Annotated in this window: 18 protein-coding genes; 6 read left to right on the top strand and 12 right to left on the bottom strand. The window is 30.3% G+C overall.

Annotation, left to right across the window (positions count from 1 at the left end):
- Positions 1-53: 53 nt before the first annotated feature.
- Both HGB55_RS05310 and HGB55_RS05305 read right to left on the bottom strand, forming a co-directional pair.
- Positions 54-644 (bottom strand): pseudouridine synthase, encoded by a 591-nt coding sequence (locus HGB55_RS05310; RefSeq protein ID WP_168815364.1) that lies wholly within the window; start codon positions 642-644, stop codon positions 54-56.
- On the bottom strand, positions 631-3,045 hold the full coding sequence (locus tag HGB55_RS05305) for a type IA DNA topoisomerase (protein WP_168815362.1): 2,415 nt from the start codon (positions 3,043-3,045) through the stop codon (positions 631-633). The genes HGB55_RS05310 and HGB55_RS05305 overlap by 14 nt, the downstream gene beginning before the upstream one ends.
- A gap of 175 nt (positions 3,046-3,220) precedes the next feature.
- Here HGB55_RS05305 and HGB55_RS05300 point away from each other — a divergent pair, with 175 nt between their 5' ends.
- Positions 3,221-4,918: a glycoside hydrolase family 9 protein gene (locus HGB55_RS05300; RefSeq protein ID WP_168815360.1), complete on the top strand. Its 1,698-nt coding sequence runs from the start codon at positions 3,221-3,223 to the stop codon at positions 4,916-4,918.
- A gap of 10 nt (positions 4,919-4,928) precedes the next feature.
- On the opposite strand, the gene HGB55_RS05295 is transcribed toward HGB55_RS05300, so the two are convergent.
- From HGB55_RS05295 to HGB55_RS05285, 3 genes are read right to left on the bottom strand one after another with little or no spacing between them, the layout of a single operon-like run.
- A complete protein-coding gene (locus HGB55_RS05295) occupies positions 4,929-5,783 on the bottom strand; it encodes a TIGR01459 family HAD-type hydrolase (RefSeq protein ID WP_168815358.1) in 855 nt (284 codons plus the stop codon).
- A 4-nt stretch (positions 5,784-5,787) separates the two neighbouring features.
- Entirely contained in the window at positions 5,788-6,825 is a 1,038-nt protein-coding gene (locus tag HGB55_RS05290; RefSeq protein WP_168815357.1) for a hypothetical protein, read from the bottom strand.
- A 2-nt stretch (positions 6,826-6,827) separates the two neighbouring features.
- Complete coding sequence (locus HGB55_RS05285) at positions 6,828-8,117, bottom strand: glutamine synthetase family protein (RefSeq protein ID WP_168815355.1); 1,290 nt, start codon at positions 8,115-8,117, stop codon at positions 6,828-6,830.
- Between the two features lie 165 nt (positions 8,118-8,282).
- Here HGB55_RS05285 and HGB55_RS05280 point away from each other — a divergent pair, with 165 nt between their 5' ends.
- Both HGB55_RS05280 and HGB55_RS05275 read left to right on the top strand, forming a co-directional pair.
- Positions 8,283-8,723, top strand: a complete 441-nt coding sequence (locus HGB55_RS05280) for a DUF6265 family protein (protein ID WP_168815353.1) — start codon at positions 8,283-8,285, stop codon at positions 8,721-8,723.
- Positions 8,724-8,738: 15 nt separating this feature from the next.
- Positions 8,739-9,401, top strand: a complete 663-nt coding sequence (locus HGB55_RS05275; RefSeq protein WP_168815351.1) for a hypothetical protein — start codon at positions 8,739-8,741, stop codon at positions 9,399-9,401.
- Here the strand turns inward: HGB55_RS05275 and HGB55_RS05270 are convergent.
- From HGB55_RS05270 to HGB55_RS05255, 4 genes are read right to left on the bottom strand one after another with little or no spacing between them, the layout of a single operon-like run.
- Positions 9,398-10,216 (bottom strand): DUF1853 family protein, encoded by an 819-nt coding sequence (locus HGB55_RS05270; protein ID WP_168815349.1) that lies wholly within the window; start codon positions 10,214-10,216, stop codon positions 9,398-9,400. The genes HGB55_RS05275 and HGB55_RS05270 overlap by 4 nt on opposite strands.
- A 19-nt stretch (positions 10,217-10,235) precedes the next feature.
- A complete protein-coding gene (locus HGB55_RS05265; protein WP_168815347.1) occupies positions 10,236-11,987 on the bottom strand; it encodes a M14 family metallopeptidase in 1,752 nt (583 codons plus the stop codon).
- 9 nt (positions 11,988-11,996) lie between these two features.
- Complete coding sequence (gene coaD / locus HGB55_RS05260; RefSeq protein ID WP_168815345.1) at positions 11,997-12,452, bottom strand: pantetheine-phosphate adenylyltransferase; 456 nt, start codon at positions 12,450-12,452, stop codon at positions 11,997-11,999.
- A 3-nt stretch (positions 12,453-12,455) separates the two neighbouring features.
- Positions 12,456-13,433: a D-alanine--D-alanine ligase gene (locus tag HGB55_RS05255; RefSeq protein WP_168815343.1), complete on the bottom strand. Its 978-nt coding sequence runs from the start codon at positions 13,431-13,433 to the stop codon at positions 12,456-12,458.
- A gap of 166 nt (positions 13,434-13,599) precedes the next feature.
- On the opposite strand from HGB55_RS05255, the gene HGB55_RS05250 reads away from it, so the two are divergent.
- On the top strand, positions 13,600-14,184 hold the full coding sequence (locus tag HGB55_RS05250) for a PASTA domain-containing protein (protein ID WP_168815341.1): 585 nt from the start codon (positions 13,600-13,602) through the stop codon (positions 14,182-14,184).
- A gap of 5 nt (positions 14,185-14,189) precedes the next feature.
- Positions 14,190-15,209, top strand: a complete 1,020-nt coding sequence (locus tag HGB55_RS05245; protein WP_168815339.1) for an RluA family pseudouridine synthase — start codon at positions 14,190-14,192, stop codon at positions 15,207-15,209.
- A gap of 101 nt (positions 15,210-15,310) precedes the next feature.
- On the opposite strand, the gene HGB55_RS05240 is transcribed toward HGB55_RS05245, so the two are convergent.
- From HGB55_RS05240 to HGB55_RS05230, 3 genes are all read right to left on the bottom strand, one after another.
- On the bottom strand, positions 15,311-16,069 hold the full coding sequence (locus tag HGB55_RS05240) for a hypothetical protein (protein WP_168815337.1): 759 nt from the start codon (positions 16,067-16,069) through the stop codon (positions 15,311-15,313).
- A gap of 338 nt (positions 16,070-16,407) precedes the next feature.
- Complete coding sequence (locus HGB55_RS05235) at positions 16,408-17,829, bottom strand: sodium:solute symporter (RefSeq protein ID WP_168815336.1); 1,422 nt, start codon at positions 17,827-17,829, stop codon at positions 16,408-16,410.
- Between the two features lie 213 nt (positions 17,830-18,042).
- The gene (locus tag HGB55_RS05230; RefSeq protein WP_168815334.1) at positions 18,043-18,969 is read right to left on the bottom strand and encodes a mechanosensitive ion channel family protein; all 927 of its coding nucleotides are present in this window, start codon (positions 18,967-18,969) and stop codon (positions 18,043-18,045) included.
- A gap of 195 nt (positions 18,970-19,164) precedes the next feature.
- Between HGB55_RS05230 and HGB55_RS05225 the strand changes: the two genes are divergently transcribed.
- A complete protein-coding gene (locus HGB55_RS05225; RefSeq protein WP_168815325.1) occupies positions 19,165-19,794 on the top strand; it encodes a CatA-like O-acetyltransferase in 630 nt (209 codons plus the stop codon).
- Positions 19,795-19,818 lie beyond the last annotated feature (24 nt).

The following is a 19,818-nucleotide window of genomic DNA, read 5'->3' as shown; positions in this document are numbered from 1 at the left end:
TATTTCTAATTAACAGAATATTAACGATAATTGGATAGGCTTAGAAAGTAAATTTAATCAATAAAATTGTTTGTTTTTAGGACTTCACCTACTTTCATATTGTTCAAGTGGTTTGTGCCAATTCTGACTCGTATCAATCGTAAAGTTGGAAAACCTGCTGCTGCAGTCATTTTGCGTACTTGTCTAAATTTTCCTTCACGTAAAGTAATAGAAACCCAACTGGTAGGGCCATGACGTTCATCTCTAATTTTTTTACCTCTTTCGGGAAATTTAGGGATATGATTTAATTTAAAAGCTTTGCAAGGTTTGGTTATATATGTTGTTCCTCCAAATCCAATTTTTACACCATTTTTTAGTTGTTCAATGGCTTTTGGAGTAATGTCACCGTCTACTTGTGCAAAATATTCTTTTTCAACTTTACTGCTTCTAATAAATTCACTTGTTTTCCCATCAGTAGTTAGTAATAATAAACCTTCCGATTTTTCATCTAACCTGCCAATTGCCATTATATTTTCAGGAAAAGGATAAAGTTCACCAAGCAATTTTTTCTTGTGTTTACTTATATCATTATTAGCGAATTGACTTAAATAGCCATAAGGTTTAAAAATAAGAAAATGTTGATGTTGGTTGCTATGCTGTTCCATTTAAAATTGCGTAAACTAGTTCTTTTGTAAGTGTTTGTCCTGCTGCTTTTTTTCTGATATCGTTAAAGCTGAAAATAAAATCGCAACCATTTTTATATTCGCTACATCCATAAGCGGTTTTTCCTTTTAAAATGGTTCCTTTACCACATTTAGGACATAAAATTTTATCAGGAACTTTATTTGTCATTTCTGTTTGGTTACTGAGCGGAGTCGAAGTTCCTGCACTGAGCGGAGTCGAAGTTCCTGCACTGAGCGGAGTCGAAGTGTTCTCTTCCAATTTTAAGTTGAAATTTTCATCAAAACGAATTAAACCTTCAGCTTTACCTGTTTCTGTTTTAAAACCTTTTAAATTTACGGTACAGCCTTTTTGAAGTAGTCTAGTGTATTGATTATCAGATATTTTTTTATCAAGAAAACGGAAAGGTAGCCTAAAATCACAGCCATTTTTATAGTTACTACACCCATAAGCAGCATCACCTTTTAATATGATTCCTTGTTTACATTTTGGGCATTTTTTTGAAGTAATTCCTGTTATTTTTTTTGTTTTTTCTGAAGAAGAAAGAGTTTTTGGAGATTTTATTGCGGAAGAAATATTAGCTCTTTTAGTTTCAGATCTAACTTCATACACCAAATTTTCTACCATTTTTTTCATATTATGGATGAAATTTGCGGCATTAAAGGTTCCTTTTTCAATTTCCTTCAGTTGTTTTTCCCATAAACCTGTTAACTCGGCAGATTTTAACAATTCATTTTGAATAGTATCAATTAATTGGATACCAGTGTGTGTTGGTAAAATCTGTTTTTTGTTTCTAATTAAGTATTTGCGTTTAAACAATGTTTCAATAATGTTAGCACGAGTTGATGGACGTCCAATCCCGTTTTCTTTCATTAACTCACGCATTTCTTCATCATCAACTTGCTTTCCGGCAGTTTCCATTGCTCTTAAAAGCGTAGCTTCAGAGAAATGTTTAGGAGGTTTTGTTTCTTTTTCTATAAATGAAGGTTCATGCGGTCCTTTTTCACCTTTTATAAAAGTCGGTAGTATTCCTATTTCTTTTTTTTCTTTAGAATTTGAGCCTGCACTGAGCTGAGTCGAAGTACTTGTGGTGAGCGGAGTCGAAGTGTCAAAAACAACCCGCCACCCTTTTTTTAAAATTTCTTTTCCTGTAGTTTTAAAAGATACATCATCCGCTTTTCCAATTACTGTGGTATTTGAAACAGAACAATCATCATAAAAAACAGCAATAAAACGTTTGGTGATAATATCATACACCTGTTGCTGATTGTATTGCAAATTTATTTGAACTCCGGTTGGTATAATTGCGTGGTGATCTGTTACTTTTTTATCATTAAAAACTTTTGGAGATTTTTTAATTTTTTTAACCAATAAAGGTTGAATTAAAACACTATAATTTGTTAAGTTTTTTAAAATTCCCGGTACTTTTGGATAAATATCATTGGGTAAAAAAGTAGTGTCAACTCTTGGGTAAGTTACCACTTTTTGTTCGTATAATTTTTGAACAATCTTCAACGTTTCATCGGCAGAAAAACCAAATTTATTATTGCAATATACCTGCAAACCAGTTAAATCGAATAATTTTGGAGCGTATTCAGTTCCTTTCTTTTTAGTGATTGAAACAATTTCAAAATCACTTTCTTTAACTTTATTGGCAAATATTTCTCCTTCTTCTTTTTTTAAAAATCTTCCTTCTTCACAATTGAACAAGGTGTCTCTATACATTGTTTGTAACTCCCAATAAGGTTGTGGTTTAAAATTTTCAATTTCTTTAAACCGATTTACAACCATTGCTAAGGTTGGTGTTTGAACGCGACCAATGGAAAGTACTTGTTTGTAACCGCCGTGTTTTACAGTATATAATCTAGTGGCATTCATTCCCAACAACCAATCGCCAATAGCTCTTGAAAATCCGGCATAGTATAAATTATCGTAATTTTTAGAAGGTTTTAAGTTTTCAAATCCTTCTTTAATAGCTTCGGTAGTTAAGGATGAAATCCATAAACGTTGAACTTCTCCATTATAATTTGCTTGGTCAATTACCCAACGCTGAATTAATTCTCCTTCTTGTCCGGCATCACCACAATTTATAATAACGTCGGCTTTATCAAATAAACTTTTAACAATATTAAATTGCTTTTTTATTCCTGAATTAGAAACAACTTTGGTTTTAAATTTTTCAGGAAGCATTGGTAAATTGTTTAAATCCCAACTTTTCCAATGCGGTTTGTAATCGTTAGGTTCAAATAAAGTACATAAATGACCAAATGTGTATGTAACTGCATAACCGTTTCCTTCAAAATACCCGTCTCTTTTGGTATTTGCTCCTAAAACAGCTGCAATTTCACGTGCAACACTTGGTTTTTCGGCAATACATACTTTCATTTATACAAAAAATTTAAGAGGTGCAAAGTACTAAATTTTAAGAGATTTTTGTAGTGGTAAAGATTAATGATTTGTGTTGTGTTTTTATTTCTGATGTGTTTATGACAAAATAGTATTAAAACAGTTTGAAATAGTTAGTTAAATTTGAATTACAGCAACTTTAAAAGCCAATATTATGAAAAAAGGTATTCTTTTTAGCATTCTTTCATTGTTAATAATTGTTTCATGTACATCAGAAAAAAAGAAAATTCCTGTTAGTGAATCAATTCGAATCAATCAAATAGGATTTTACCCAAATTCAATAAAACAATTTGTTGTGGTAGATTCAATTCCTACTTCTTTTGAAGTATTAGATGAACAAGGAGAAGTTGTTTTTGAAGGTAAATTTCAAGATAATGGTATTTGGGAACAATCGGGAGAACATGTTTTTTTAGGAGATTTTAGTAGTTTCAACAAAGTTGGTACTTATGTTATAGTAGTAGATAAAAAAGAGAAATCGTATCCGTTTGAAATAAAACAAGAGATTTATAATGAAGCGTTCAAGGCTTCTATAAAAAGTTTCTATTTTCAAAGAGCTTCAATGCCTATTGAAGAACAATACGGAGGTATTTATAAAAGAAATGTCGGTCACCTTGACGATACATGTTTATTTCATCCTTCATCAGGAAAAAATGAAGGAACTTTAAACTCTCCTGGAGGTTGGTATGATGCAGGAGATTATGGAAAATATATTGTAAATGCTGCACTTTCTACAGGTCAAATGCTTAATTTGTTGGAACAATTTCCAACAGTTGTGCAAGATAGCGCTTTAAATATTCCTGAAAGTGGAAACGGTATTAGTGATTTATGGGATGAGTTAAAATATGAATTGGATTGGATGTTAACCATGCAAGATACTGATGGTGGTGTTTACCATAAACTTACAGGTAAAAACTTTAGCGGTTTTATTTCGCCGGAAGATTATAATTTAGACAGATATATTATTGGAAAAGGTACTGCTGCAACTTTAAATTTTGCAGCTGTTTTAGCACAAGCTTCACGATTATATAAAAATATAGATTCGGTTTGGTCTCAAAAAGCTTTGGATGTTTCAGAGAAAGCTTGGGATTGGGCTGTGAAAAATAACAATGTTCCGTTTGCGAATCCCGATGATGTTAAAACAGGAGAGTATGGTGATGCTGAATTTTCAGATGATTTTTATTGGGCGGCAGCAGAATTGTATATCTCTTCAAAAAATGAAAAGTATTTAACCTATTTACAAGAAAATAAAGAGCCTTATATTCATCAACTTACAAACAGTTGGAAGTTTTTTGTAAGAAATATGGGATTTCATTCATTGTTAGAAAATAAAGACGTATTAGCGGAAGATTTTGCTAATGAATTAACAAATGACCATTTAAAATTGGCAGATGATATTTTGGAGAAAATTTCAAAAAATCCTTATAAAATTGGGTTGAATTTGTTTGAATGGGGTTCAAACAGTGATGTTTTAAATCAGGCTATGATTTTATGTATAGCACACAGGTTAACCGGAGAAGAAAAGTATATTGAAGGAGCAGAACAAATTACCGATTATATTTTTGGTAAAAATGCTACAGGATATTGTTTTTTAACAGGTTTTGGTTCTAAAAAAGTGCTATTCCCTCACCATCGTCCAAGCCATTCCGATGGTATAGAAAATCCAATTCCGGGTTTTATTGCCGGTGGACCAAATAAAGATAGGCAAGATAGTGCCGAAGTTACCTATGAGTCAGATTTTCCTGCAAAATCATACATGGATGTGCAACCAAGTTATGCTTCAAACGAAGTTTGTTTAAACTGGAACGCTCCAGCTGTATATGTTTTAGGATATTTAGAACAAAATAGAAAGTAAATAATTCTCTTTAACTGGAAATTGATTCGCAGATATAATCGGGTATTATACCTAAAGTTTTGATCATAAATTCTGCTTGATCAGGTATGGTATTTCCTGTTAATACTAAAGCTGTATCAATACCAAATTTATTAGCGCCAATAATATCGGTAGTTAAGGTATCTCCAACCATTAATATATCTTTTTTATCGTACAATCGGTTTGGGTTTATGTGTTCGTAAGCATAGTTAAATATTTGTACGTCGGGCTTACCAAAATGTATAAAATGCTTGCCTACAATTTTTTCTACCAAATCGGCAATTGCTCCGGAAGCTACAGCTATATCATTTTCGTTTACAGGATAAATTAAATCGGTATTTGCTACAATTACGGGTATGTTTCTAACACGTAACAGGTTAACAGTATTGTTTATGGAACGTTTCCAATGAAATCCTTCATCATCTAAAAAAACCAAGGCTTTAATACTGTTTAGTGCTTCATTGTTAAAGTTTAATTCTTCAACTGGTATAGCACTCATTTTATGATTAGTAATATAACTTGCAGATTGCTCGGTGCCTAAATATGCAATTTTTCCACTGGTTAATTTATTCTTTATAAAATCTTTAGCTAACATTCCCGAAGAAACAAATTTATCGGCAGGTACGTTTGTGTACCCAAGTTTCAAATAATCTTTAGCCAACATTTCCGGACTTTTAGAAGCGTCATTAGTTAAAATAATGTAATCAATTCCTTCATTTCTTAATTTATTTAACGTTTTTTCTGCTCCGGGTATTACGCCATCGTAATTTTTAAAAACTCCGAACGAATCAAAAAAAATAGCTTTATAATTTTTGGCAATTTCAATAAAGGAATCTATTTGTCTCATAAATTTAATGTACTAATTTTAGTAATTTATCAGGTTTAAAAGTATCAATATTTGGAAAATAAATGGTAAAGGCTTCAGCAATAAGTTTTTTAGCAAAATGACTTAAAAAGAAATAATTACCTAATTTTACTACGTAGTTAATAATAAAAAAGCGATAGCTTTCTTTGATAAACAAAATTTCAGCTTCGGTAAGCGGGAAAACAGCATGATAGGCTTTCAGAAAAATAAAAAATCTATCTTCCATATATGGATCAATCAGGTAGCTGAACACTGTTTTATCACCTTCGGCCCTAACTACACGAGCCCAAAAATAGAAATCCATTGAGCGTGGACACATTCTAAACCAATCATAATCCCAACGAGAATAAAAATTAAAATTTTCATCAATTGAAAAATTACCAATGTTCCAATCTATAAAAACAGGTAGTTTTTCAAAATTATCATACCCTAATTGTTTGCTGTTTTCTAAAAATAAATCGCATTGTTTTATAATAACATCAGTATAACTTCCATACGTAATTTTTCCTTCTTCCGTATTTAATATTTCTTTAAATTCTAAAATATCGGAAGCCATTGTTTTGGAAGATTTAGGAACTTCATCTAAAATATCTTGGCAGGCCAAATGAAAAAACGCCATTTGTTCTCCAAACTTTTGGATTTGATTTTCATTTAAAATTTTAGGAACCTTTTTATCAATGCGTATTGGGTTGTAAAAAATTACCCATACATCAACACCGGAACGCTGGTAGCGATATGTATAAATTTCTTTGTCTTTTGTAAGTGAGCGTGCTAAAAATTGATCGAAAGGATATAACAGATTGTTAGCTAGTACATTGATTATTTTGTGATCTTCAACAAAATACTCGTGTCTGCCAAAATAAGAAAGTTTTGCAATAATAAAACCACCATTTTTAAAAGTAACTTTAAACACATGATTGGTAGATACTTTGGCACTGATGTCTTCAATAGTAGAAATATGCTTGTGCGGATTGAATTTACTCCAAGCTAATTGGATAATTGTTGTATAATCTATAAATCGCATATTTATATTATTTCAAGATAACGCTTTAATTCCCAATCTGTTACTGATTTTTGGTATTGCTGTACTTCCCATTTTCGAGTCATTAAGTAATGTTCTAAAAATGTTTTGTTTAATACTTTTGAAGGAAATGAGTCTGTTTCCATTAATTTAACGGCTTCTTCCAAGCTTTTCGGTAATTTTATGTGTGCATCGTTTTCATAGGCATTTCCTTTTTGTTCTTTATGTTGCAATTTTAGTTGCTGCGTAATTCCATATAAACCCGAAGCCAAAATTGCGTATAAGGCTAAATAAGGGTTAGTATCGGAACCCGGAACACGCATTTCTATATGATGATTTTCAGGATAATCTGTTATTAAACGTACAGCAGTTGTTCTGTTTTGATAACCCCAACTTACGGATGTTGCTGCCCATGAACCTTCTGTTAATCTTTTGTAACTATTAATTGTTGGCGCATACAAAGGAAGCAATGGAGCAATACCCAACATAATACCTTCTAAAAACTGAGTAGAAATAGTATGAGTATTTTCAATAGTATTTAAGTTCATTAAATTTTTACCTTCCTTATCGTGTAAACTTACATGAATATGAGCCCCACAACCTGGTAGGTCTGTATTCCATTTTGCCATGAACGAGGCAATAATTTGATGTTGCAATCCTATTTCTTTAACTGACTGTTTAAATAAAATGGCATCATCGGCTGCATTTACAGCATCTTTATATTGTAAAGCCATTTCGTAAACTCCAGGACCGGTTTCAGTGTGAAATCCTTCAATGTCAATATTAAAAGAAGGTAAATCAGTCAATAATTGTTTTACAAAATCTTTGCTTTCCTGTAACCGCAATAATGAATACCCAAACATACCTTGAGTAATAGTGTTTTTTTGAGGATTTTCTAATGTTTCTGATGTTTTTTCAAAATTAAACCACTCGTACTCAAAACCCACTTTAGGATATATACCTAATTTATGGTATGCAGAAACAATATCTTTTAATAACGATCGCGGACAAACTTTCTTTAAATTTTCATCATCAGAAAAATCGGAAAGGTACATAGGACAACTATTTTCCCAAGGTATTAATCTTTCAGAATTGGTATCAATTGTAAGCATACCATCCGGAAAACCGGAATGCCATCCTGTTACACTATCTTGCAAATAAACATTATCATTTATATCCCATCCAAATACCACATCACAATAACCAATCTTTCTTTTTTTGAGTTTAGTAGTACTAATATATTTGCCCCTAAGCACACCATCAATATCTGTAAATGCTATTTTATTGAATTTCATAATTAATTAAAAGCTTATTTATAATTAAAGATATAAAAAGTTTAGGACTGTTGGTAAAAAGGTTTTAAATAAACAGAAACATTTTTAAAATTATTGCTGTTAAACTTCGTTTTTGGTTATTAATTTAAAAAAAATTATGTATTATTGACAGTAAATCAACTGTTTATGAGGATTATATTGATTATTTTAATCGTTTTACTGTGTTTTTCATGTAAAGATAATACAATTCAAAAATTTGATTGGATGCTTGGAAGTTGGGTTAGAACAAATGAAGATGCAAATAAAAGTACATTTGAATATTGGAGCAAAAAATCGTCTGAAGAGTATATTGGTTTAGGGTGTACTGTTAAAAATGGTGATACTATTTTTAAAGAGAACATGAGAATTATTAAAATAGATGAAAAATGGAGTTTTGAAGTTACCGGAGTTAATGAGAATTCAACTGTTTTCTTAATTACCGATTTAACTGAAAACGGATTTGTTTCTGAAAATGAAATGAATGAATTTCCTAAAAAAATAACATATTATTTAGATGGTGAAGTGTTAATTGCTAAAATATCTGATAAGGATACTGAAATTCCATTTCTATTTAAAAAATACAACTAAAATAAATTCAAAATTATGTTTGTAGGTCATTACGCAGCGGCATTTGCTTTAAAAGGGAAACAAAAAAACACTTCGTTGGCAATGCTTTTTATTGCCACACAATTTGTAGATATATTGTTTTTTCCTTTTGTTTTATTAGGAATTGAAAACTTAAAATTTGAAAAAGGTTTTACTGCTGTAAATGATTTTAATATGGATTTTTATCCGTTTACGCATGGTTTATTGGGTTCTTTATTTTGGGCAGCTTTATTTTATGTTCTGTATCTTTTTGTATTTTCTAAAAAAAAGATGCAAAAGAAAAATGTTGCATTGGTTATGGGGTTAGCGGTACTTTCGCATTGGTTTGCAGATTTGATAGTTCACACACCCGATCTTCCTTTAATAAACGGTAAACCAAAGTTCGGATTTGGATTATGGAAAAACAAAGCGGTAACTTTTTTTACTGAAGCTGCGTTGTTGGTTTTAGGATTACAATATTATTTAAGAAGAACTAGATCAATTACAAAATCGGGAAAATACATAGCAATTGTATTTGTTCTTTTTTTGATTGCAATCAATTATTTGAATATGTATGTATTACCTTCTGATAATAATATTGTTGCTTTAACAGTTTCAGCGTTGTTTGCTTATTTTTTGTTGGCCACAATAGCTTATTTTGTTGATAAAAAACGAATTTAGTTCCACCAAACCACAAAAAACTTTTGTACTTCTCCGTTGGGTTGTTTCATCCAACAAAGTGGCGCTGATTGTTTTTTGAGAATACTTTCAACTTTTAGTAAAAACTGATGGTAAGTTAGCCAATTAGTATGTGTTTGAATTTCTTGTAACCAATTTGCTTTTGTGGGTATGTAAAACTTATTGGCAGTAAACATCTCTAGTTCGTTAAAACCAATGTAAAACCCTTGTAAACACTCTTTATTTAATAATTTAAAAGAGGTGCTTTTTATTTTAAAAGGAATAAATAATTGTGCTTTAAAACACACTTGTTGTTGTATATCTTCTAGTTGAATATTTAGTTTTTTTAATAATGGTTTTGTTTTAGAATTGTAGAGTAGAGGAAGCTGTTTTTCTTTAAGTTTTGTAAGTTTAGAAACTAAGCTGTCTCTTCTGTTTGGTCCAATCCAATGGTCTAATTCTGTTGTGCCAACACGTTCATCATATAAATAAAACTTATAAATAATTTCTAAATGAATGGGTTTGTGGTTTTGTTTTAGAATACAATCAATTTCACCAACAGTTGTTGTGCCATTTTGTATTTGAATATTTTCAGCTAAAACAGTGATGTCTGAATAACATTTTAATTCATTACTAACAAAACGTTCAACACGTTTTCCTAATCTTATATTTTCTAAAATTGAGCCTTCAAAAGTAGTTGTATCAATTTTTTTAAGTTCTAATTGTTTTAATTGAAATACAGCATCACCTTTCCATAACAATGGAGTTTTTAAGTAACCTTGATATTGTAACTGTATGTTTTTTGCGTTTAAATCCACATACTGAACGGTTTAAAAATTAAAATACTTTATAAATGGGTAATTTCAGGTAAGCTTTTTCATAATGAGGAGAATTTTTATATACATAATCCAGTTGTTCTCTTGGATTTTTAGCAAACTCCGAATCAGATTTCATTTTCTCATCAAAATTAAGTTTCAGAATAAAGTTGTTGCGTAGATATTCTTCAGCAATATCTTCAAAAACATAGGCTGAATAATACTCTTTTTGTTGAAGAATGGTATCAAAAAAATTCCAGTTAAAAAAGGAATCGGTTGCTGATGCTTCAAGTGTTTCCATAATGTAACGAGCTCCATTTTGATTTACAGGAATGTAAATATCACCTTTATTAAATGTAACCGATTTTTTGGTAATTTCTACTTCAGTATTAAAATGCATATAATGCCCTTCAAAAGGAGTGGTACTTGTTTCGTAATTTTTTATATGTTGTTCATTTACAACAAAAGTAGTGTCACTTTCAAATACTTTGTATTCAATATTATTGCTGTTTAAACGCTCTAAAACAGTCCACCAACCTTGTTTTAAAATATAAGCTTTCGGAATATTTATTTCTTGAGTAATTTTAAAATGATTGTAGTATTTAATAGGTTTTGTGTAAGGTTTTGTTCTGTCGTAAAACAAACGTTTTCCGGTAGTTACTTTGCTGTCAATATATGTTCCTTCATATCCTTTAAATTGAAGTGTAGTAAAGGTATTTTTATCTAATTCATAAGAAATAGGATAGGTGCCTTTCTCTAAAATTTTTGCAACTGCATTATTTCTTAATTTTTTAATTTCACTACCTTTTTCAATAGTAAAGTCAATAGCACTTTCCATAAAACTGTACGTTTGTTCAACACGTTGTTTGTACGGCTTTAGCATATGTGTTTCAACTGTAATTCCTAAAGAATTAAACAACGTTGAATAACCGCTTGAGTAACGCGGATAGTCAAAAAATTGGCTAAAACCGGCTTCAGGTGTTGTTCCCCAAACATTTACATAAGGCGTAATTATAATATCTTTTTTTAATAAAGAAGTTTCAATATAAGGTTTCATGGTAGTTTCTAAAAACTCACTTAAATCATTTCCCAGTTTATTGTATTGTGTAAATAAATGTGTGATAGCGTATTGATAATCAGCTCCGTTACTAACGTGGTTATCGATAAAAACATCAGGATTTACCAAATGAAAAATTTCAGCAAAAGCTTTTGCATTTTTAGTGTCGGCTTTCACAAAATCTCTGTTTAAATCAAAGTTTCGGGCGTTACCTCTAAAACCATATTCTTTAGGTCCGTTTTGGTTTACGCGTGTGGTACTGTTTCTGTTTAAAGCACCGCCAATATTGTAAATAGGAATTACAGCTAAAACAATATTTTCTAATTTTTTGATGTAATTTTTATTTTGAACAATATCTCTAAACAATAACATTGATGCGTCAACGCCATCAGGCTCGCCGGGATGTATGGCGTTATTTATTAAAATAACATTTTTGTTGCTGTCTTTAATTTTATTGAAATCAAATTCTTGATCGCTGTTAAAAACAACCAAATGAAGAGGATAACCGCTATCGGTTTCGCCCATTTCAAGTAAAGAAATTTCAGGAAATGTATTTGCTAAATTTTTATAATATTCTATAGTTTCAAAATAGGTAGTTGTTTCGGCTCCGTTAGATTTTTCGAACTTTGTTGTAAAGTCGATTTGCTCAGTTTTTTGATGTTTAGAACATGAAATAAATACAAGAAAAACAAGTGAAAGAGAAAATAATTTATTCATTTAAAAAGGTTATTCAATTTTAACATTTTCAGGAACCAATAAACTGTAATTCCCTTTATTTTTTATTACATCTCTAACAATACTTGAACTGATAAATGATGTTTTTGATGAAGTTAGCAAAAACACGGTTTCAATTTTAGAAAGTTTTCTGTTGGTGTGCGCAATGGCTTTTTCAAACTCAAAATCGGCAGGATTGCGTAAGCCTCGTAATATAAATTCAGCATCAACTTCTTTACAAAAATCTACCGTTAATCCTTTGTAAGTAACAATTTTAACTTTAGGTTCATCTTTAAAAGCTTCTTCCATAAATTGTTTGCGTTTTTCTAAAGAGAACATGTAGTTTTTTTCGGTATTAATACCAATGGCAATAATTAATTCATCAAAAAGTTTAATGCCTCTTTTAATAATATCGTAATGTCCTAAAGTTATAGGATCGAATGATCCCGGAAAAATTGCTCGTTTCATTTTTTATTTATTTAAAGCCATTTCTATGGCGTTATGAAAAAGTTCTGGTAAACCAATACCCGCAGCAGCAGCTTGTTGCGGTACTATACTGGCGGCGGTTAAACCGGGCACAGTATTCATTTCTAAAAAATAAGGTTCGTTATTCACAATAATATATTCTGAACGTGAAAAACCACTCATATTTAATACTTTATAAACTTTACTTGCTGTTATTTCTAATTTTTTATGAAGTTCATCAGAAATTCTGGCAGGTGTAATTTCTTGTGATTTACCTAAATATTTGGCATCATAATCAAAAAAATCATTTTCGCTCACAATTTCTGTCATAGGCAATACTTTAACCTTGTTGTTAAATTCTATTACCCCAATTGTTACCTCAGTTCCGTCTAAAAATTCTTCAATTAAAATTTCTGAATCTTCTTTAAAAGCTTTTTCAATGGCAGGTAAAATATCTTCTTTGGTTTTTGCTTTAGAGATACCAAAACTGGAACCTGCATTATTTGGTTTTACAAAACAAGGTAAACCAACTTTGGCAATAATTTTATCAATATCAATACTATCGCCTTTATTTAAGTAGAATGAAGTGGCTGTTTTTATACCATATTCTTTAACTACACTTAAACAATCTCGCTTGTTAAAAGTTAAAGCCATTTGATAAAATGGAGCTGATGTGTGCTTTAGTCCAATCAATTCAAAATACGCTAAAATAGTACCGTTTTCTCCCGGATTGCCATGTATTGCATTAAAAACACAGTCAAAACTAATTGTATTGCCATCTATATTTGCTGAGAAATCATGTTTGTTTATATCATATTCGTTATTTTCATCATCTACAACTACCCATTTATTTTTTAAAATATGAACTTTATAAGTATTGTATTTTTCTTTTGAAATATGTTGATAAACAACAGCGCCACTTTTTAACGAAATTTCAACTTCCGAAGAGTAGCCGCCCATAATTATGGCAATATTTTTTTTCATTTTAAGTTTATAAGTTTAATTACAAACTTACATAAAATCTATATAGAAATTTAAAGTTGAAAGTTGAAAAGTTTGAAAGCATAATAATTAAATAGCTAAACTGCGATATAGTAATTTGTTAGTTGATATATATAAAGTATCTTTGCACAAAAAATTAAAAAGAAATATGAGTCTTGTTCAATTTATTAAATCTAAAACATTTTTAAAGCAATTACTTTTTGCAGTAATTGGTTTAATAGTAGTTGCTTTTATTGTAATGAAATGGTTAAATATTTCAACCAATCACAGTCAAAAAATTGAAGTTCCAAATTTGGAACGTTTGAGTATAGATGAGGTTGAAAATAAGTTAGATGATTTAGACTTAAATTATGTTGTTATTGACTCAACCACGTATAATCCAAGTTTTCCAAAAAAATCTGTGATAGAACAAAGTCCGGAAGCAGGCGATTTTGTAAAAGAAAACAGAAAAATTTATTTAACGCTAAATCCTTCCGGTTATGCTGATGTTGAAATTCCTGATTTTTACGGAAAAACAAAACGTCAGGCAATATCACAATTAAAAGCAATAGGATTTAGAATTAGTGACGATTTTATGTATGTTTCAGATATCGCAGAAGATGTTGTTAGAGGTTTAAAATTTAATGGCAAAGATTTAAAAGCGGGAGATAAAGTGCCAAAAAACTCATTGATTATTTTAAAATTAGGTGATGGGAATGGAGCAGGTAGATTTTCACAAACTTCTGAGGAATAGCATTAATGAGTACTGAAGAACTAGAGCAAGAAGAATTTTACGAGCATTTTAGGTATGTAGCCAATGAAGGTCAGGTACCTTTGAGGGTTGATAAATTTTTAATGAATTTTATTGAAAATGCTACTCGTAATAAAATTCAACAAGCTGCAAAAGCTGGTAATATTTTAGTAAATGATATTCCTGTCAAATCAAATTACAAAGTAAAACCAAAAGATGTGGTGCGTGTTGTATTGGCACATCCGCCACACGAAAATTTATTGGTTGCAGAAGATATTCCGTTAGATATTTTATTTGAAGATGATCAGGTAGTTGTTGTGAATAAACCGGCAGGAATGGTAGTACATCCAGGTCATGGAAATTACAGCGGAACTTTGGTAAATGGTTTAATTCATCATATCGAAAATTTACCAACAAATTCAAACGAACGTCCCGGTTTGGTTCATAGAATTGATAAAGATACAAGCGGATTATTGGTTATTGCAAAAACTGAATTTGCAATGGCGCACCTTTCCAAACAATTTTTTGACAGAACAACCGAACGTTTGTATTATGCGTTGGTTTGGGGTAATATAGAAGAAGATGAAGGTACAATTGAAGGACATATAGGTCGAAGTTTAAAAAACCGTCTTCAAATGAGTGTTTTTCCAAACGGAGAATTTGGAAAACCGGCAATTACTCATTTTAAAGTTTTGGAGCGTTTTAATTATGTTACTTTGGTACAGTGTAAGTTAGAAACAGGTAGAACACACCAAATTAGAGCGCATTTTAAACATATTGGTCATACTCTTTTTAACGATGAACGTTATGGTGGAGATGCTATTTTAAAAGGCACAACTTTTACCAAATACAAACAATTTGTAGAGAATTGTTTTAAAATCTTACCGCGACAAGCATTACACGCTAAAACATTAGGTTTTGAGCATCCTACAACACACAAATTTTTACAATTTGATTCTGAAATTCCGCAGGATATGTTAGATTGCTTGGAAAAGTGGAGAACCTATACAGTAAACCAAAAAGAGTAGGGTTTTAGCAGTTACGTTTATCGAGTTTGTTATAATTTTTTTGTTTTCAATTTTGTACTAACTTAAGCATAAATTTTATACAGTGTTGGGAGCAGTAATTATTAATCTTCATATGTTCTAACAAATTTGGCATATCCATTAGAAACTTTAAATTCCCAATATTTATGGTAAATACAACCTGCTGGACAATCTCCACTTCCGATACTAAAAGTTATCGTAGCAGATGAATTACTTCTTGTCAAACTGATGTTGTTACCATCTCCAACACAACCTTTACTAAATTCTGCAATCAGCACAGATTCAATAGCTTCAAATTCTCTCTCAATTGGTATCATGTTATACTCATCTTTTGTGTAAATTGTTAACCATGGAAAATCTGGGTAACTATATGATGTTCTTACCGAGTCAAAATCGTAAGAAGTTAAAAGATTGTCTAATTTAGCTTTGCCTGTAGGAATAATTCCTTTGGATAAGTTTTCAATCTCAGGTTTGTTTGTCTCTACTTTTAAACTTATAGAGTTAAAACTATAGCAATAATACCCATGAATCTGATAAAAATCAAAAACAATATCTCGTTCAGTTGAATCAGAATCATATACCGCTTGAATTATTTTTAGAATTTTATTAATCTCTCTATTGTCAAGAATAGGGTTGTTAAAATTGTTGTGATTTCTATTTTGAATTATTTCATTAAAATAGAGTTGCTTGGCATCATTATAATAATTATCAATGATGTATGATTTTAATTCTATCTTATCATAATCAATTAAGTCATCATTTGTATCACAACTTAATATTCCAAAGGTCAGTCCTATTATGTAAAATATTTTTTTCATATCAATGTTACTTATTTTAAACAAATGCCTTGTTTTATTGTGCTCAACAGTTAAATAAAACTAGTTTTAATTAAGTTTATCGTTTGATAAGCTAATTTCAAATTTTTTAAGTTAAGAAACAAACTAAATAGTTTTAGCATTAATATTTAAACTGTTCATCAGAACGTAGGTTTTCATTTAAAAGGTTTTCCTTATTTTTACAGATGTCGTCTGGATTTGGTTATTTAAAAGAAAGGCTTTATATCTATCAAATTTTTAATTTTCTTCCTTTAGCATTTATTCCTGTTACCCACTGGAACAATGGATTTTTGAATTAATTCGATAATTCAGAATACAAGTAAAATATTCCGGAGTGCATTTTCTTAAATTTTATTTTTATGTAACAATTGAATAATTATAAAAACGATTGCTGAAAATGTAATACCAAAGAAATTAGCATCTAAACCAAAAGGTAATGTTATTTCGGTTAAAATAAGGAACAAAGTAGTTCCTCCTCCAAAAAGCATTGAATACATTGCTGCTTTTGCAGATGGTTTTTCCAAAAACATAAAACCCAAAACAGGAACAAATAGTCCGGAAACCATAAAGGCATAAGAATATAACATCAAATCAAGTACATTTTGCATTTTGGTTGCCAGAAGAATTGCGAGTATTCCAATGACTAATGTAGCTAATTGCGAATACCGAATACTTTTGGTGTTTTGTTTTGAAAGTCTTAATATATCTGTTGTAAAATTACCTGATGCGGCCATCAAACAACTATCAGCTGTTGACATTATTGCCGAAAAATAAGATGACATTAACAGTCCCATCAAGCCAATTGGGAAAATATGCGTTAGGAGTAAAGGTAAGCCAATTTCCGCATCTATAGGACTTCCGGGAGCATATCCAAATTCAGTAAACATTCCTTGTTCAAAGGCAACTCTGCCCAATAATCCTAAAGTAATTCCCATAAAAGCCATTACAGGCCATTCAAACAAGCCGGCTATAAACCAAGCTTTTTTTGCAGTTTTTTTATCTTTTGAAGCATAAATTCTTTGATACAGGGTCATACCAACAAACCAAATTGGAACAATTGTAATAAGCCAGTTAATAAATTGAACAAAACTAATATTGGTAAGACTTTGAAAGTTATCCGGTAAATAAACCTGAATAGCTTCCCACCCTCCAACTTTTATGAAGCCTAAAGGAATACCAATTAGTATTAAACCAACCATGAGTATCATCCATTGAATTGTATCTGTAAAAATAACAGCCTTAAGCCCACCAAGTACAGTGTAGCCAATTACTACAACTCCCATAAATAATACGGCATCAACAATAGTTATTGAGGGAAAAGTTGCTGCAGCTAATTTAGCTCCTGCCAATACCTGAGAACTGGTAAATCCAATATAACCAATCAAAGATATGATACCGGCTAAAATGGCTACTTTCCTATTGTAGAAGTGATTAAGAACTTCAGGAAAACTCAAAAAATTATGTTTTTTTGCCAGAGGGTATATAATAGGAATAAGAAAAATAGCACTAATCCATGCTCCGATTAGGCCTGTAAACAGCATCCAACTACCTGATAGACCGATTAAAAAGCCTAAACCACCTAATCCTATAGAAAATCCACCACCAACATCTGTGGCAACAACAGATAAGCCTATATGAAAGGAAGTTATTTCTCTACCTCCCACATAATAGTCTTCCTGCGATTTATTGCGTTTCATAAAATAGATGCCAACGCCAAGCATGCCAAGCATATAGATTATAAATATTGAAATGTCGATAATGTGCATAATTTGCTTTTTTGTTTAAATAATAAATTTCGTAGCCTTTTTAATCAAATTTTGAGATGTTCAAATCTCTTTTTCAAATGGTAGCTAAAGTATGACAAAGTCAATTTTAATTGAGTTTATCAATTAATAATAAGCTAATTTCAAGTTTTGAAGTTAAAAAAGCAAACTAAATTATCTAAGTTTCAGATAATATGTAATTTATTATTTGAGGTTTTATGCTTTCGTACTTTCATTATGATCAATAATAATTCTTGTTTTTGGTAAACTTTCCGGAAAATTATTTTGGATAAACTCAATCATTTTCTCACGGATATAAACTCTTAAATCCCATGCTGTTGGTGAATTTTTGGCGCTAACAAGTATTCTTATTTCGATAGTAGATTCTTTAGAGTCAGTAACCTGAAGTACATTTACCTTTTTATCCCACAATTCAGTATTATTTAATAATCTGGTCAATTCGTTCCTTAAATCTTCAAATGAAATTCTGTAGTCAGTATATAAAAAAATACTACCAATAATATCTGCATTAGTTCGTGTCCAGTTTTGAAATGGCTTCTCCAAAAAATAAGTAGAAGGTAATATTAAGCGTCTTTTATCCCAAAGTCTAACCACAACATACGTTAAATTTATTTCTTCAATCCAGCCCCATTCATTTTCTACTAAAACAGCATCGTCAATTCTAAAAGGTTGCGTAACTGCAATTTGAATACCGGCTAATAAAGCGCCCACAACTTTTTGAGCAGAAAGACCAATTATAATTCCAGCTAATCCGGCAGAAGCAAATATTCCAATTCCAATTTTTCTTATATTCTCAAATGAAAGTAATATTAAGCCAATGGTAGTAAGGATAATTATAAATACAACTACCTTTTCTATGATATTAATTTGTGTATGTAATTTTCTGGATTCAAGATTATCTTCCTTAGAAATATCATATCTTTTTAAAATATTTGATTTTATCCACCGTATTAAAACTATAATTAACCATGAAATACTGGCTAAAATCAAATTAGATTTTTGCGCAATTAAAAATGAAAAATCAATTCCAGAAAATTTAGATATCCAACCTAGTATTGGCTCAATTGAAACAATTATTAATAACAATAATATACTTAAAATTAATTTATAATATCTTTTCATAATTTAACATGTTTTAGCAATTGGCACCTTCCAAATGTTTTAAAAATAAACGTTTAGATAAAGTTAGGTTTAATTGTTTTTATAGGTTGATAGGCGAATTTCATTTTTTTTAAGTTAAAAAGCAAACTATATAGTTTATTAAACTGCTATTTATTTTTTTTGGTTGTATTTTTAGGGCCTTAAAAAATAGTTTAAATGAAAGAATTTAATGTTGAAAATTGGAACAGAAAATTCCAATACGAGTATTTTAAAAATTACGAAGATCCTTTTTTTAATATTACAGCCAATATTGAAGTTTCTAAGCTGTTAAGTTATTGCAAACAACATAATTTATCGTTTTCATTAGCGTGTTTATATATTGTTACAAAGGCTATAAATGAAATTACTGAGTTTAAATTACGTATAAAAAACGGAAAGGTATATGTATGTGATACGGTACATATAGGTTCTACAATTTTGAATGAAGACAACTCTTTTTCATTTTGTTACTTTAATCATCAAACCTCAATTTTTGAATTTGATAAAGTGGGTAAAATTGTAATTGAAAATCATAAAAAAGGAGTAAAGTTTGAATCGAATGATAAAGATTTGTCAATTATTCATGGCTCTACAGTACCTTGGATTTCATTTACAGGAATTAAACATGCACGTAAAGGAAATGAACGAGATACAGGAATTCCTAAAATTGTTTTCGGTAAATATTTTGATGAAAATGGTGTTACAAAAATACCTTTTTCAATAGAAGCTCATCATGCCTTAGCAGATGGATATCATGTTGCTTTATTGTTTGATAAAATGCGTCAATATATTTTAGAGTTAAAATAAATTTTATCTATTTTAAAATAATCT

Origin of the sequence: Lutibacter sp. B1 (assembly GCF_012524075.1) — a bacterium.
Lineage (GTDB): Bacteria > Bacteroidota > Bacteroidia > Flavobacteriales > Flavobacteriaceae > Lutibacter.
Note: the sequence above shows the minus strand (reverse complement) of the source record. Positions and strands in the feature narration are given on the sequence as shown.

Coding starts and splice junctions, on each gene's coding strand:
- HGB55_RS05310 (WP_168815364.1), bottom strand. CDS start 644: ATGGAACAGCATAGCAACCAACATCAACATTTTCTTATTTTTAAACCT.
- HGB55_RS05305 (WP_168815362.1), bottom strand. CDS start 3,045: ATGAAAGTATGTATTGCCGAAAAACCAAGTGTTGCACGTGAAATTGCA.
- HGB55_RS05300 (WP_168815360.1), top strand. CDS start 3,221: ATGAAAAAAGGTATTCTTTTTAGCATTCTTTCATTGTTAATAATTGTT.
- HGB55_RS05295 (WP_168815358.1), bottom strand. CDS start 5,783: ATGAGACAAATAGATTCCTTTATTGAAATTGCCAAAAATTATAAAGCT.
- HGB55_RS05290 (WP_168815357.1), bottom strand. CDS start 6,825: ATGCGATTTATAGATTATACAACAATTATCCAATTAGCTTGGAGTAAA.
- HGB55_RS05285 (WP_168815355.1), bottom strand. CDS start 8,117: ATGAAATTCAATAAAATAGCATTTACAGATATTGATGGTGTGCTTAGG.
- HGB55_RS05280 (WP_168815353.1), top strand. CDS start 8,283: ATGAGGATTATATTGATTATTTTAATCGTTTTACTGTGTTTTTCATGT.
- HGB55_RS05275 (WP_168815351.1), top strand. CDS start 8,739: ATGTTTGTAGGTCATTACGCAGCGGCATTTGCTTTAAAAGGGAAACAA.
- HGB55_RS05265 (WP_168815347.1), bottom strand. CDS start 11,987: ATGAATAAATTATTTTCTCTTTCACTTGTTTTTCTTGTATTTATTTCA.
- coaD (WP_168815345.1), bottom strand. CDS start 12,452: ATGAAACGAGCAATTTTTCCGGGATCATTCGATCCTATAACTTTAGGA.
- HGB55_RS05255 (WP_168815343.1), bottom strand. CDS start 13,433: ATGAAAAAAAATATTGCCATAATTATGGGCGGCTACTCTTCGGAAGTT.
- HGB55_RS05250 (WP_168815341.1), top strand. CDS start 13,600: ATGAGTCTTGTTCAATTTATTAAATCTAAAACATTTTTAAAGCAATTA.
- HGB55_RS05245 (WP_168815339.1), top strand. CDS start 14,190: ATGAGTACTGAAGAACTAGAGCAAGAAGAATTTTACGAGCATTTTAGG.
- HGB55_RS05235 (WP_168815336.1), bottom strand. CDS start 17,829: ATGCACATTATCGACATTTCAATATTTATAATCTATATGCTTGGCATG.
- HGB55_RS05230 (WP_168815334.1), bottom strand. CDS start 18,969: ATGAAAAGATATTATAAATTAATTTTAAGTATATTATTGTTATTAATA.
- HGB55_RS05225 (WP_168815325.1), top strand. CDS start 19,165: ATGAAAGAATTTAATGTTGAAAATTGGAACAGAAAATTCCAATACGAG.